Source organism: Desulfovibrio inopinatus DSM 10711 (assembly GCF_000429305.1).
Classification (GTDB): domain Bacteria; phylum Desulfobacterota; class Desulfovibrionia; order Desulfovibrionales; family Desulfovibrionaceae; genus Alteridesulfovibrio; species Alteridesulfovibrio inopinatus.
Map to the genome: position 1 here is coordinate 72,519 of NZ_AUBP01000027.1, position 13,701 is coordinate 86,219.

General features: G+C 48.5%; 14 protein-coding genes. 11 read left to right on the forward strand and 3 right to left on the reverse strand.

What is annotated here, in order from left to right:
- Positions 1–38: 38 nt before the first annotated feature.
- A complete protein-coding gene (locus tag G451_RS32970; RefSeq protein ID WP_027185109.1) occupies positions 39–704 on the reverse strand; it encodes a Crp/Fnr family transcriptional regulator in 666 nt (221 codons plus the stop codon).
- 124 nt (positions 705–828) lie between these two features.
- Here G451_RS32970 and G451_RS0116385 point away from each other — a divergent pair, with 124 nt between their 5' ends.
- The 9 genes from G451_RS0116385 to G451_RS0116430 all read left to right on the forward strand — a co-directional run bounded on the left by G451_RS0116385 (position 829) and on the right by G451_RS0116430 (position 9,647).
- Positions 829–1,494, forward strand: coding sequence for a chloramphenicol acetyltransferase (locus tag G451_RS0116385; RefSeq protein ID WP_027185110.1), 666 nt, complete (start codon positions 829–831; stop codon positions 1,492–1,494).
- Positions 1,495–1,542: 48 nt separating this feature from the next.
- Positions 1,543–2,136: an HD domain-containing protein gene (locus G451_RS0116390; RefSeq protein WP_051261582.1), complete on the forward strand. Its 594-nt coding sequence runs from the start codon at positions 1,543–1,545 to the stop codon at positions 2,134–2,136.
- 411 nt (positions 2,137–2,547) lie between these two features.
- On the forward strand, positions 2,548–4,797 hold the full coding sequence (locus tag G451_RS32975; protein WP_051261583.1) for a penicillin-binding protein activator: 2,250 nt from the start codon (positions 2,548–2,550) through the stop codon (positions 4,795–4,797).
- Positions 4,798–4,904: 107 nt separating this feature from the next.
- On the forward strand, positions 4,905–5,189 hold the full coding sequence (gene gatC / locus G451_RS0116405) for an Asp-tRNA(Asn)/Glu-tRNA(Gln) amidotransferase subunit GatC (RefSeq protein ID WP_027185112.1): 285 nt from the start codon (positions 4,905–4,907) through the stop codon (positions 5,187–5,189).
- Positions 5,190–5,224: 35 nt separating this feature from the next.
- Complete coding sequence (gene gatA, locus G451_RS0116410) at positions 5,225–6,694, forward strand: Asp-tRNA(Asn)/Glu-tRNA(Gln) amidotransferase subunit GatA (protein WP_027185113.1); 1,470 nt, start codon at positions 5,225–5,227, stop codon at positions 6,692–6,694.
- Positions 6,695–7,066: 372 nt separating this feature from the next.
- Positions 7,067–7,354, forward strand: a complete 288-nt coding sequence (locus tag G451_RS0116415; RefSeq protein ID WP_027185114.1) for a hypothetical protein — start codon at positions 7,067–7,069, stop codon at positions 7,352–7,354.
- A 243-nt stretch (positions 7,355–7,597) separates the two neighbouring features.
- Positions 7,598–7,876, forward strand: a complete 279-nt coding sequence (locus G451_RS0116420; RefSeq protein ID WP_027185115.1) for a hypothetical protein — start codon at positions 7,598–7,600, stop codon at positions 7,874–7,876.
- Between the two features lie 218 nt (positions 7,877–8,094).
- A complete protein-coding gene (locus G451_RS0116425) occupies positions 8,095–8,301 on the forward strand; it encodes a hypothetical protein (RefSeq protein WP_156921680.1) in 207 nt (68 codons plus the stop codon).
- Positions 8,302–8,945: 644 nt separating this feature from the next.
- On the forward strand, positions 8,946–9,647 hold the full coding sequence (locus tag G451_RS0116430; RefSeq protein ID WP_027185117.1) for a hypothetical protein: 702 nt from the start codon (positions 8,946–8,948) through the stop codon (positions 9,645–9,647).
- A 104-nt stretch (positions 9,648–9,751) separates the two neighbouring features.
- On the opposite strand, the gene G451_RS0116435 is transcribed toward G451_RS0116430, so the two are convergent.
- Complete coding sequence (locus G451_RS0116435; protein ID WP_027185118.1) at positions 9,752–10,174, reverse strand: bacteriohemerythrin; 423 nt, start codon at positions 10,172–10,174, stop codon at positions 9,752–9,754.
- Between the two features lie 230 nt (positions 10,175–10,404).
- Here G451_RS0116435 and G451_RS0116440 point away from each other — a divergent pair, with 230 nt between their 5' ends.
- Positions 10,405–10,962, forward strand: a complete 558-nt coding sequence (locus G451_RS0116440; RefSeq protein WP_027185119.1) for a hypothetical protein — start codon at positions 10,405–10,407, stop codon at positions 10,960–10,962.
- 632 nt (positions 10,963–11,594) lie between these two features.
- Positions 11,595–12,245, forward strand: coding sequence for a tetratricopeptide repeat protein (locus tag G451_RS32980; RefSeq protein ID WP_169727892.1), 651 nt, complete (start codon positions 11,595–11,597; stop codon positions 12,243–12,245).
- 70 nt (positions 12,246–12,315) lie between these two features.
- On the opposite strand, the gene G451_RS0116450 is transcribed toward G451_RS32980, so the two are convergent.
- Positions 12,316–13,701, reverse strand: coding sequence for a protein kinase domain-containing protein (locus tag G451_RS0116450; protein WP_027185120.1), 1,386 nt, complete (start codon positions 13,699–13,701; stop codon positions 12,316–12,318).

The window sequence follows — 13,701 nt, forward strand, 5'->3', positions numbered from 1 at the left end:
GAGACTCCACTCAAGACGAAAAGCAGGCAGCAGAAATTTTATGCGTCGTATTGGCGCATGACGTTTTCAAGACCCTCCATCGTTATAATCTCAATTTTTTGAGCGGGTGAGATGACGTGCTTGCTACACAGGTCTTTCAAAATTCGATTGATGCTTCTCACACTCGTTCCCAGGTAATTGGCAATATCCTCTTTGGATACATGCAATCTGAGTGAAGAGCGTTCTTCCGCCATCATTTTCAGCAACTTGAGCACAGAATATTCCATAGGGTAGGAAAGGTGAGTTGCAGCTCTCTTTGTCATGATTTGGAGGCGATATGTAATGATTCGATTCACTAACAGCGCAAAGGCATGGTCCTCATTGAGCCAATTTGGGTACGCCTGCAGAGAAATTTTTGCCACCTTACTTTCCATTAACGCTGTGACAGAGCAGGTCGCTGCTTCCCCGGTCAATGCTTCAACTTCCCCGAAGAGAACGCCTGGCCCCTCAATGGCAACAAGAAATTCGTTTCCTTTTGGGGTGTTGAGATGGATTTTCATGCTGCCGTGAAGGATGATGTAAACAAATTCGGGAGACTCTTTCTGAAGAATGATTGATGTCCTTGGTTGTATGACGGCTTCTGATATTCCAGCCTGACCTTGTCGAAACCTACGCGCTACCGCTGCTAACAATTCTTGGGCGAGTTCCTTGTGCACGGATTGCATTGAAATATCCTGTGGGACAAATGTCCTTTCCTGTTAATCTTTCATTCTGTATTGCCCTTCTCGAGCACGTGGCGAGTGTTAAGAACACTCTCGGTTGTTATCAACACAATGGGGTGGAGTTATTATGAAAATTATCGACATGAGTACGTGGGAAAGAAAAAGTCATTTCTCTTTTTTCTCCGGAATAGACTTGCCGCATTTCAGCGTCTGTTTTGATCTGGACGTGACGACCGCGCGCGGCTTTGCAAAAGAACATGGGGTGAAGATTTTCAGTTTGATGCTGTTTCTCGCATCGTACGCCGCCAATCAGATTCCTGAGATGAAAACCCGAATTCGAGATGGGCAAGTGGTGGAACATGATTGTGTTCACCCTGCATTCACCATAATGGGAAAGAATAATGTCTTCAACTTCTGTCGAGCTCGTTTCAATCGTGATAGTCGGATTTTTTTTCAGGAAGTCGATGAAAACACTGAAATAAATAAGCAAGCAGAGGAGCTTATTCTTGGCGACTTCGGACAAGATGACGAGGTCTACATGACCTCTTTGCCCTGGATTAAATTTACGAGCGTTCAGCACCCGGCTCTCTTGAATAACAATGACTCGGTACCACGACTAACTTGGGGGCGCTTCACTCAAGATGGTAATCAGTGGGTGACGCCGTTCTCGTTTCAGGTCCATCATGGTCTTGCGGACGGGTATCATGCTGGATTGTTCGCCGACATACTGCAGACGATACTTAACAGTCCCGAAGAGTATGTCAGTGGAAGCAACGCAGAGGCGGAAAAATAGATATCGTGACTGTTTGTTGTTTTGGTCTCAAAAGCATCGGGGAAAATCATGTCAGAGAGTAATAAGGAAGATTGGGTTTATAATCTCCTGGATTTCCTGCGCAGAGCGGAGGCATTAAAAAGTACTCTGCGAACGACATGGACGCAGTCTGGAAGGCAAGAAAGTACGGCAGAGCACAGTTGGAGACTGTGTCTTTTTGCGATGCTTATAAGCAAGGCATATCCTGATTTGGATGCTTTGAAAATTTTACAGCTTTGTATCGTTCATGACCTCGGTGAAGCCATCCATGGCGATATTCCTGCCCCGGAACAGACCGGTCCAAAAGATGAACAAGAACGTGAAGATTTGAAAGACTTGGTCCGTCCGCTCCCAGAAGAGCAACGCCATGAACTCCTTTGTCTTTGGGAGGAGTATGAATATGCTCAATCTCCGGAAGCGCGTCTTGTGAAGGCATTGGATAAGCTTGAAACCCTTTTGCAACATGTCCAAGGAACCAATCCTTCTCGTTCCGTTGATTACATTTTTAACTTAGGCTATGGGGTCCGCTATACGGAACTGGATGAATTTATAAAAGAACTTCGCTCCGCAGTAGATCGAGAGACAGAGTGTTGTTTGCATTCTCGAAGTTGTCAGGGCGATTGATTGTTGAGGGACGTTCTGCAAGGCATCAATAAACGAGAAGAGTCTCACAACGAGCAGGGCAGTGTTTTATGGAATGAGAGAAACTTTTTTTCATAGAACCAGAGGGGGTTGCGGAATGTTTATTCGATATCGTCCTTTGGCTTGGTAAGCGCATTGTAAACTTTCTCTCTACGATTTTATGTTCCGCTGGTTGTGCTGTCGCAAGCTGTGCACCCGGTCTCGCACTTTGCGGGACCGCTTTTTTTTTGCTATGGATGCAACCGGTTTATAGTCTGAAATTTACAACGCCAATCGAAGAAAAGAACGCCGAAGGTGTTCTCGTGTTTCTCGCTTGGCAGCGACTGTTCTGCGTAAAAACAAAATCGATATATCATAACCACGGACACCGGGTGCCCGTGAGGGGAGGACGCCATGCGTTGGGTTGGCCGACGTGAGAATATAACGGTCTTTCGAGGCGTTGTGGCGATATGTGCCGTGTTGTTATTGTTCGGGTGTACGATGATGGTACCGAAACCGGGAACCTCGTCTAAGGCAACCGGGCCGTCACCGGCATCGCAGCTCAATGAAGAAGCCTCGCGAGCATGGAATAATGGAGACTATGCACAAAGTGAAATTCTCTATTCCAAGCTTGTGAGTATGGCGGGACTCAGTGCGTCCCAACGTAATCAGGGCTTTGAACGCATGGTAAAAAGCGCGTACTTCCTTGAGCGCTATGAGGCTGTGTTAAAGGGCCTTGATCGTTGGAAGAATTTCAATCCAGATATTTGGAGACAACCCGTCTGGTTACTTTTGCACGCAAAGTCGTTGGAAGCAATGGGCCGTGGCCAATCGTTTGAGGCGGAGTCGTATCTTTCCGAGGTGTTGACCCGCAACGATGTACCTGCGGATACGGCGGCGATAGCGGCCGTTGAGCTTTTTTCTCTGTTTGCCAAAGGAAAAAATCCTGCCGGAGCTGTAACGGTTGTTCGTGATGCCTATACTCGTATGCCTACGACAGAAGACAAAGTGCGCATGGAGGCATGGCTGGCTCGTACTCTTGATGGTTTGGACAGTTCGGCGTTTTCTTCATTGGAAACAATGGTGAATGAACAGAGTCGATTTGAGTTTCCTCAAGCGCTTATTGCTTTTGAACAAGCCAGACGTCTGGCGCGTGATTATCCGGAGAAGCGTGGCGAGTTGCGCCAGTATGCACAACTTCTTGCATCGCAAGGAAACATTGCCGACCGAACGCTCTTTATCAAAATTCTCGACGGTGGTGTTGCGAACCTGCCATTTTATGGCTTGGAAAAACCCAAAGCCATGGCTGGGGCGAAAAAACACGGTGCGCTCAAAACAGCTGTAATTCTCCCGCTTGGTGGTGCATTTCGTGAACTTGGCGGAAAAGTGCAGGCCGGTGTCGCCGCCGCGGAAAAAGTGTTACAGCAGAACGGTACTCCGGTTCAGGTGACGATCATTGATTCGACGGCTCCGGATTTTAACCAGACCTTGGCCAGCCTTGACCCAACCATTCATGTTGTTGGTGGCCCTATGCACAAGCAAACATTCGGTGATCTCGTGAAAGCCGGTGCGTTGTCCGGTCGTGTTCCGCTGTGTTTTTTGCCCTCTTTGGCCGACGTGACTGAAGGAAGCCAGGCGTGGCGTTTTTTTGGCAGCCCGGAAGATGAGGTCGCTGCGCTGGCTGAACTTGCTGTGAAGGACTACAGATTAACGAGACTTGCCGTGTTACGGCCGAGTGATCGATACGGCACGACAATGGCTGACTTGTTCGTCAAAGCCGTGCGTTCGCGTGGTGGGGAAGTGGTGATGACCGGTTCGTATGATCCGAACAACCCAGCCTCCTGGCGGTCCGTTGTCGAAAATATGGTCGGCGAAAATGGTCAAACGAATTATGACGCCGTGTTCGTGCCCGATGCATGGGATCGTATCGATGGGATTGTTCCGTATTTCTTTTATTTCAACGCGAACCACTTGCTCTTTCTTGGACCGCGTTTGTGGAGTCAGGCGCTGACCCGTGCGGCCGTCGCGAAACGTCCTATCGACGTGAATCATTACCGACTCGCTGTGTTTCCTGGAGCGTATAATCCGCAATCCAACACTATGGAGAGTGCAGCCCTTAAGTCGGCGTATATGGAACAGACCGGCGGAGAACCCGATTTTTGGGTGGCGCTCGGATATGACTATTTACGTTTTGCTGTAGCATTGGGGGATATTGATCCGATGTCGCCGCGAGATCGGATCAATGCGCGACTTGCCGAAACCGCGAGTCATTTTCAATGGACGATGGCCCCTTTGCAGTACGATACTTCCGGCTTGGCAAGTCAGCAGATGTTTCTCTTCCGTCCTTCGGTAGAAGGGATGAAAGAGATCAATAAAGATGGTTTTTACAGACGCTTGGAAACGATTCGAGGACAAGGCGCCTTTCCGGCCGGTAACCTCGACATGAGCACGAGGCAGTCCGCCCCGGAATATAGTGGAGGTGGCAATGGAGTCAGTGTTGTTGCATCGCCGCCAGCGTCCGGAGCGATGGAGCATGGTGCAGCGCCTCCGGTCTCGACGTCGCTACCGGCAACATCCTCCACACCGGCCATGGTCAATGAACCTCCCGCTGTGAATGAACCACCGACGATGTCGACCGGATCGCAAGGGACGGATGGGTACTAATAGCCGGCAAGGCATCGCCACGAGAGACGTCGTTGAGCGAGCTTGTCGTGTTCTGACATATTGAGCCGGGCCGATGCCTGTCGGCCAAAGAGAAAAGGATAACCAGCATGAATATCAGCAAGGACGAAGCCGCCAAAGTGGCCAAATTAGCCCGGTTGCGCCTCGATGATGACAAGCTTGCACTGTTTGCCGGCCAGATGGATGATATCCTTGGCCATATGGCTGTCTTGAACGAGCTCGACACGGAGAATGTCGATCCGTTGTATAGTCCGGTGGCCCATTCGACGCCGTATCGTAAAGATGAGGCGTTCAAGACGACAGAGCGGAGTGACGTTCTGGCGAACGCACCGGAAGATGACGGTCAGTTTTTTATTGTTCCTCGAATTGTCTAACTCTTTTCAGGTGATTGCCTGGATAAGGATAGAGCATGTCTGATCTCACTTCGTTGACCCTGACGCAGGTACGCGACAAATTGGCGGCAAAAGACGTGTCGGCCACGGAAACGACTACGACTTGTATTGATCGCATTGCAGCCACAGAGCCATCCATCAAAGCGCTCTTGCATTATGATCCGCAAAACGCCTTAGACCAGGCCAAAGCGCTTGATGCTGCAGGACGTAAACCGGAGCAAACCCTGTTCGGGGTACCTCTTGTCATCAAAGACGCTATTTGTGTGAAAGATGCGCCGACAACCTGTGCATCGAAAATTTTGGAACGATTCGTTCCATTCTATGATGCTTTTGTTATCGAACGCCTCAAAAGCCGCGGTGCGGTGATTTTGGGGAAAGCCAACATGGACGAGTTCGCCATGGGGTCGTCGACGGAAAATTCCGCATTCGCCGTCACCAGAAACCCTTGGGATTTGGAACGTGTTCCAGGTGGGTCGAGTGGTGGTTCTGCGGCGAGTGTGGCCGCGGGGCAGTGTTTTGCTGCCCTTGGAACTGATACCGGTGGATCCATCAGGCAACCGGCATCGTTTTGTGGGGTGGTTGGATTGAAACCGACCTATGGCCGCGTTTCTCGATATGGTCTTGTCGCCTATGGTTCGAGTTTGGATCAAATCGGTCCTCTGACTCGGACTCCGGCCGATGCCGCCGCCGTTTTGACTGCTATTGCCGGCCATGACCCGCGCGACAGCACGTGTTCGCCATCGGAGTCGTCCGATTATGAAAGTGAACTTGCTAAAGCCACCGACCTTAAAGGTGTTCGTTTGGGCGTTCCCGAAGAATATTGGGGAGAGGGGGTCGATGACGAAGTGCGATCGGCCTGCCAGTCTGCGATCGATAGTGCTGCCGAGCTTGGGGCCGAGATCGTACCGGTATCTATGCCGCATACGAAATATGCTGTGGCGACGTATTATGTCTTGGCCATGGCGGAAGCGAGTTCCAACCTCGCACGTTTTGATGGCGTTCGCTATGGATATCGTGATCCGAATGCCGAAGAACTCATTGATATGTATGAAACGTCACGGACAACCGGTTTCGGCGATGAAGTGAAACGTCGTATCATGCTTGGGACATATGTTCTTTCTGCCGGCTATTACGATGCATACTATCGCAAGGCCGCTCGGGTTCGGCGTCTTATCCGACAGGACTATCTCGACGCATTTGAACGGTGCGATATCCTTGTTGGTCCGGTTTCACCGTTTACAGCGTTTAAGGTTGATGAAAAAACCGCTGACCCGTTGCAAATGTATTTGAGTGACATTTTTACGCTGTCCCTCAACCTGGCAGGCCTTCCGGGGCTGTCATTGCCTGTGGGGCTGGGGAGTGTCTCTTCGATGCCTATCGGCTTGCAGATGATTGGACCGGCTTTTTCCGAATCGTCTTTACTGTGTAGTGCGCATGTGCTGGCCAAGGCCATGCCGACAATGACGAATCCGTCCGGTTTGGTATAAAACGTTTACACTTGGTACAAACCCTGCATTTTCATATATAAAGCGGATATGCAAAACGCCGTCCGCGCTGTGGTTCGCCATGTCCTTTCGCGGGCATGGACATGGCGAACCTTAGAGACGACACTCTGCCTCCAGTGCAGGAAATGGCGGAGTATACCGCTTTCGGGTCGACTCGATATTTCGAGCCGACCTGTTTTTTTAAGATATCTTCAAGAAAAATTGGAGAATTCAGATCGTGCTTCATAAAAATGAAGACTTTTTGTATTCTCAAGAATATTCTCGTCACCTGAGTTTATGAAATTTCATGACGAGATCTCGGCACTGTGCCGAAGTGTCTTTATTACGCTTGTATAGCATAATTCGGGAGAAGCTATGAAGAATACTCTCAAGCGAACATGCCTGCTCGGCGTGATTGCTCTGGCATTGATTGTCTCTGCATGCGTTCCGACGGCGACAAGTCCATATTCTACGCCGTATTCCACCAATAACCAGCAGTATGATCAGCGCAAAGCCAAGCACTTGCGCAATTGTCAGATCAATTGGACGCAATGCTCAAATTTATGCAACACGATTGCCGAGAGTTCTCGGCGCATGCTGTGTGTCAGCCAGTGTAATACCGCGCTGAATCAATGTCAGGCCCACCGACCTGATATGAATTAAGAGCGCTTTAAGAGAAAATCCTTCGATGGAGGGACTTGTGTTGCTTCACTGCCGTCTTTTGGGATGGAGTAGATTTGGCCTGAGTTCTGAGGTCGATGTATTCAGGGGAGATGTTCTTCCATTGAAGGATAAAACGAAGCCCCGTTGTAAATGAAAGAGAAAGGATCGCTTGCGTCGATTCTTCAATGTGTTTCGGTGTAGCGTGGTGCGATAAGATGGGTTTGGTTTGAGGAGGCACCTGCCGTGAAAGTTTTTGGTTTTTTCTTTTTGAGCATTGTGTGTGTCGCCACCATGGCGGCCTGCACCAGAGTCAAATTTACTCATTACGATCCGAGACTATCGACTTCGCAGTATGAGGCTGATGAAGCCGAATGTCGTAAGGAAGCGAAAGAAGTGACTGCTGCTGATCCCGATTCATGGGCTATCGATATTCTCGATACTGAAGGCAAGAAAGAGGATCGCCTCATTCGATGTATGGATCGGAAAGGGTATACTATACAGTATAAATCCATTCCGTGGTAGGCGTGATTCGTTGTGCAAAATAGATCCTATAAGCAACGGGAAACTTTATTGATAGCACAAGGGCATGGCTTTTATTGACCTGAAGTGTTATGTGCCCTACAAGACTCCAATAGTGATGAGCGTGTTTGACAAGCTCCCTGGGTATCAACGGCAACGACAAGGATTGACGGATGAATCTCGAAAAGAGTCTGGAATCTGGGGTGATGCGGATATTGAAAATGATTTTCGACCAGCTTCGCAACATCGGGCTATGTACGTTGGCCTATGTCTTGATCCTGTGGTATATGGGATCACAAGAAATTATTGCAGGAGATGTGCTGCGCATATCTGTTGTGATATATATAGTTGCAATTGTTTTGATTTTTGCTTTCAATGTCTATCGGGGCTACGCAAAAGCTTCGGCCGAAAAGAAAAAAACTCAGTGATTCTTCTTTTTCGCCACGGTGACTTGTCGAAAAGTCATCGTGGCGGTTTGTTATTGTCTATACTTGGACATTCGGTTTCGGGCTGTTTCCCTCCATGGTGATGTGTTTGTTGTTTTCATGTTGGCGAGGCGGTTCGTGTTGAGGAATACTGCTTCCGTTTTGACATTGGCGTTGAGTTTTATTGTCGTGTATTTTCTGTAATACTCAAATTCCCCCTCCACAACTCGGTAGTCTCTGGGCACCGATCTGATTTATTTCTTTGTCATACGTCGTTTGAGGCGTGTTTCCGAGCACGTGTTGAGCAAAGTCATGTGATATGCCTTTTGCGTCCAGTTTGTTGTGTCCAGTACCGTGTGCCTATCACTATGGTTGGACTTTTGCGTCCAGTTTAACGTATGCAATTCGGAATGGTTACTTTGTATCCCGAAAGAAGATGTCAATAAGAGCGATGTTTGTCAGGCCGGGAGAGCAGTTGGATCGTCCGCAATAGTAGTTCTAGGCGGCCATACCAGAGGCTTTGTTTGCTTCAAAAAAACATGTACATCGATTGGAAAAGGAGTCGATTATGACTAAAAAAAACACATATTTGGGTTCTGGTCGTCAGCGTAGTTCTCTGGACTGCTTCGGGAGCTTGGGCGGCAACCATGGATATGACTGGAGTATGGACGTCAACGGAAGCATACGGTCATGTCGCGGGAGATGGATTTCCCGTCGCGAATCCTGCGACATTGACTATTGATGTTCAGCAAGGACGAGCTTTTTCCGGCTCTTTGAGTACTGGGCCTACTGAATCTTTGCAGACAATTGCTTTTTCAGGCGTTATCGATTTTGGCGACAATGGATTCTATCTTATTCGTACTGGCGAGAAGAATACAAACGCTTCTTTTTATTCAGGTCGCATCCTCTCTCATGACGAAATAGCGCTGACGGCCCTTACCGCTGGCAAAAACGATATGGCCATGACATATCGGTTTGTTCGCCAGGGCACTTCTCCAGATGGCGAAACTGGAGGTATGGGGTATATCCATTTTTTTGTCGTTCCTTCGGCTATCCCTGGGGAAAACAATGTTGCAAAGCAAATTACCGATCTGAAAAAAATGCTTATCAAAGTTGCTGGCGGGTATACCGAACTGGGGTTAACGCATGGTGGGTCGGTGAAGACAGACGGCAATATTGAGCTGGAGAACAATTTTTCTTTTGTTGTGACAGCAAAAACCGATATTAGCCAAGAGCTTTCCGCTTTTATCAAGAAGCATTTCAAGTCGAAAGCGCCGTTTATCGTTACATGGCCGGCCAATGTGAGCATTTATGGTCTCATGGAAGCGAGTACGCCAGCGAAACAATAATTGACAGTATGGCTTTGACTGCATTTCCATGGCAACTCGGCAGGTCGGGCGTTATCCGGCTTGCCTGGTTGCCGTCTCTCTTGACGTGAGGAATATTTTGAGCGTTAGTATTCGTTTTGGATTGTTTCTATGACATCAAGATGCTGTAAGTATTCACCAAACTGCATGTCTACCGTCATGATATGATTTGAAATCCACCCCTCGATATAGTCGACGACTTCAGAGCGTGAGGGCCCTGAGCCAAAGGCACATTCCACATCATATTCACCGACCTGTGAGATAAATGTTGCATGCGCACGGAGGTGATTGTCAGCGTATGGATAGTTGAAGCGATCCATGAGCCGTTCTTCAAGAGCAAAGTGCATTGCGGCATAGGTATTGAGTTCATCTATTGCTTTTTTGATTTCTTCACTGTCATCGGAATCCACACTGCGTAATGTATCGATGAGTATGAAGAGATGCTTGTGTTGTGAATCGATTGTCGGTACGCCTACTGCTAGCGCATCGTTCCAACGGGAAGAAGTCATGGCGTTTCTCCTAGAGTTTTATGGAGTGGAGGAGAAGACAGAGTTTCATTCTCATGTTGTGTAGACCTTCACGAAGTTAACCAAAGGAAGCAAAGATAAACGCCCAGAATTTGGGCTCCGGCGCAGGCTATCCCGAAAATTTGGATTTGCCATTCTTCCTGGTTGGATTATAAACCGATGGAGCAAAACCGCAATATATTCGCTTCGTGCGAAGAAAAAAAGGATACAGGATGAAATTTGATTTGCAGATAATGGGCCAAGGACAACGGCTCTTTTATACGTTTCTTGAAAAAGAGACCATTCGCAAGGCAAAAGAAGTCGGAAAGGATGAGTATGTCCAACAAATTATGTTTGAGAATGACTGCTTCATCCATTCCGCTGGCGAGCGGTTGCTTGATCAAAACGATACGACGATGCTGTTGATTCTCAACGAAAATGAAAATATTAAAATTAGTCTTACCAAGGTCAATCACGAGATTCGTGAACGCGAACCGAGTTTTGTCTTTCAGCCTTTCATCAAAAATAAGGTGATGTATACCTTCGGTTATAACGAAGAGTATGTGAGTAAATACTCTTTTGGGAGTGTGGATTATCTTGATATCGACAAGATTTTCATCAAGATCAATCGTTGCGAAATGCCTAAAACGATCGATAACGATGTGTGGTTGACCAACGTCTTTTTCATTGAAAGCGTGCATTACGATGGACAAGAAATTTCGCACTTGTCCTATGTCAGTCGGCCTAGCTCCCATCAATTCATTGGGCCGAAGGTTATCGACTTCGAATAATTTTTTTTGCTGGGTGGACTTGACGAAGGGCGGTTGATGCTTATTTCCTAAATACAGAGCAGTAATGTCCCCCACGGTCGCGAGATCGTCTGGCAGAGAGAGCCAGCGGCGGACGTGAAAACCGTCGATCGGTGTGGACATGACAGCGGGGTACGGGGGTACCTGAAGGAGGGCCCGGTACCAGAGGAAACGAAGGTGCAACCACAACAGGAGGATGCCTCAAATAAACGTGTATTCCCATACTCGCGCAGTGAGGCGCCATGAAGCAGGACTTGAGAAAGCATAATGTCGGCTGTGACCGTAAAGGGGGCGAGCCGCGGTTCCGGAAAGAACCGAAAGCGAAATCGAGTCCTTGTCAGAAGCAGAGTCAATCAGCAGTGAAATTTCAACACAATTCCAATGGATTCTGGTGGTTCAGGCTCTTTTTGACACACAATGATTGTATAACACGGTTGCCATGAGAGAACGTATCCAACGTTTATCTTCTTATGGCAACCGTTTCTTTTTGCATTCCTTTCATCAAATTTCTGTTGGATGCGTATTGCATCGGGATGATCTCCATGGTCTCCGTTCGGTCTTGCATGTACGTGAAACTCACGGTAGACGAAACGACGCACAATCATGGAGGAATCATGCCTGATAACACCACACAGCGTCGAAATGTCGTGACCAGAACCACAACCGTCATGATTGCCATCGCAATGCTTTTGATCGGCGGTTTTTTGGGATTTATGGTTGGAACACAGTATGCCCCGCATGCGAATGTTGCCCAGATGCCACCGCAGCAAGGTCAGAATCATCAAGCCGAAATTGAGCAACTTGAAAGCGAATTGGCGTCCAATCCCCAGGATGCGGCTCGCTGGGTACAGCTCGGTAACCTGTACTACGATGCAGGGAACCCCGCTAAATCTATTGATGCGTACACGAAGGCACTCGATATTGTTCCGGATAACGCCAATGTTCTTGTTGACCGTGGTGTCATGAAGAGACAGCTTGGTGATTCCAGAGCGGCTGTTGCCGACTTTGATGCTGCCTTACGTGTTGACCCGAGTCATAAAACAGCTCTTTTCAACAAGGGTATTGTCTTGCTGCATGATCTTCGTGAGCCCGAAGGAGCAATAGCGTCCTGGGAGGCACTCCTCAAGGTTGATCCCTCCGCGACCAATCCAGGTGGGATGCCGCTGGCTGAGATGATTGTAGAGATTAAAAAAAGTCTTCCTCAACAAACGCCTGCTGAAACATCCCCTCAACAAGACGGCACCATTCCAACAATGGCGCAATAATTTTTTATTTCAGCCAAACACATGTGGCGGCAGCGGCGGTTTGACGGTCGCTGCCGTCACATGTTGAGCGCTATGTATTATTCGCTGGAATCATTCCACTCCGCACAGCCCGAACAGAAAGCTGGCATGTATCATCGGCACACATGACAAAGCCGAGTTCCGTTTCAACACCCCAATAAGAAATGAAAGTACGGCGATCCGTACTCCAAAGGCGTCGTTGACGGGTATCGAAGGCGTCATGGCGACAAAGGCCAAGCCCAGTAGGAAGTGGCGTTAAAATTGTGAGTAATTCTGGAAGTGTGGGAAGACGCCAATCCGTAAAACCACCGAATTGGGAATCGTTGAGCTCGGCAATATAGGCCTGTGCTGATTCAAAATCTACAGGGTAGGGAGAACCGCCGGCTTGCCAGATGAGATGATTTTGCTCGTCAACAACAATATCGTGCGATCGGGTAAAGCACGACTTGCATTTGGGGTGGGGGCGCCACAGGTCATCAAGATTGAGCTGGGTTTGCATGGTCGTAGCGTCCATTTTTGTGGGAGAACTGCGTATTGGCTCCGTTGAGCATGATTCGGAAATAGAAGGTGGAGTCAGCACTTCGTCAGCCAGGCTACACATACCGGCAACACGCGATTTCCAATCCTCAAGGACTTTGTCAAGCTCCTTACGCATGGTGAGTGCATTCTCAAAGCGATTGGCTGCTGATCTGGCCACTGCTTTCTGGAGAAACACATTGAAAGCCTCTGTGAGGTCCGTGTTTTTCCGACTTGGTTCGACAAACGTTGAGGTCTCGTCCGGATACGGTAATTCACCGGTGAGCATGCGATAGAGCATGACACCGACGGCGTAGAGGTCCGAGCGGACATCGGCGGACTCGGGATTACGTTCTTGTTCAGGTGCTGTATAAAACGGTGTACCGATTTTGAGATTGTCAGGAGTCTCATGCTGCGGTCCTGCTTGCGTTTTAGACAGGCCGAAATCTATTATGCGTACTCCGTGCTGATCGGTGAGGAGGATATTCTGTGGCTTGATGTCCCGGTGAATGATTCCCTCGAAATGGAGGCGCCCGAGTCCATCAAGTATCTGTCGGACATAGTGACAGGCCCGAGGAACACCGAGACGTCGTGTCGGGGCTTCGATTCGAAAAGACTCGCCAATAACGTCCCCAAGGTTATTGCAGAAGTAATTCATGACAAAGTACGGATTGCCATCGTGCCTCCCAAAATCAAAGACTTCGACGAGGTTTTCATGACGAAGTCCTCCAAGGAGACGGACTTCGATCATAAATCGCCTGACGATTTCATCCATGCCGAGCAATGTGACAAGAAAATCATTTGGTTTCAGGAGTTTTAAAGCAGCTAAGCGGCCTGTGACCGGAGCTTTCACTTTATAAACAACTGCTTCTCCTCCTTGACCAAGTCGGCCAAGGATCTCGTATCCGTCAATTCGTAACAT

Coding starts and splice junctions, on each gene's coding strand:
- G451_RS0116450 (WP_027185120.1), bottom strand. CDS start 13,701: ATGTTACGAATTGACGGATACGAGATCCTTGGCCGACTTGGTCAAGGA.
- G451_RS32980 (WP_169727892.1), top strand. CDS start 11,595: ATGCCTGATAACACCACACAGCGTCGAAATGTCGTGACCAGAACCACA.
- G451_RS0116390 (WP_051261582.1), top strand. CDS start 1,543: ATGTCAGAGAGTAATAAGGAAGATTGGGTTTATAATCTCCTGGATTTC.
- gatC (WP_027185112.1), top strand. CDS start 4,905: ATGAATATCAGCAAGGACGAAGCCGCCAAAGTGGCCAAATTAGCCCGG.
- G451_RS0116385 (WP_027185110.1), top strand. CDS start 829: ATGAAAATTATCGACATGAGTACGTGGGAAAGAAAAAGTCATTTCTCT.
- G451_RS32975 (WP_051261583.1), top strand. CDS start 2,548: ATGCGTTGGGTTGGCCGACGTGAGAATATAACGGTCTTTCGAGGCGTT.
- G451_RS0116425 (WP_156921680.1), top strand. CDS start 8,095: ATGATTTTCGACCAGCTTCGCAACATCGGGCTATGTACGTTGGCCTAT.
- gatA (WP_027185113.1), top strand. CDS start 5,225: ATGTCTGATCTCACTTCGTTGACCCTGACGCAGGTACGCGACAAATTG.
- G451_RS0116415 (WP_027185114.1), top strand. CDS start 7,067: ATGAAGAATACTCTCAAGCGAACATGCCTGCTCGGCGTGATTGCTCTG.
- G451_RS32970 (WP_027185109.1), bottom strand. CDS start 704: ATGCAATCCGTGCACAAGGAACTCGCCCAAGAATTGTTAGCAGCGGTA.
- G451_RS0116430 (WP_027185117.1), top strand. CDS start 8,946: ATGGATATGACTGGAGTATGGACGTCAACGGAAGCATACGGTCATGTC.
- G451_RS0116435 (WP_027185118.1), bottom strand. CDS start 10,174: ATGACTTCTTCCCGTTGGAACGATGCGCTAGCAGTAGGCGTACCGACA.
- G451_RS0116440 (WP_027185119.1), top strand. CDS start 10,405: ATGAAATTTGATTTGCAGATAATGGGCCAAGGACAACGGCTCTTTTAT.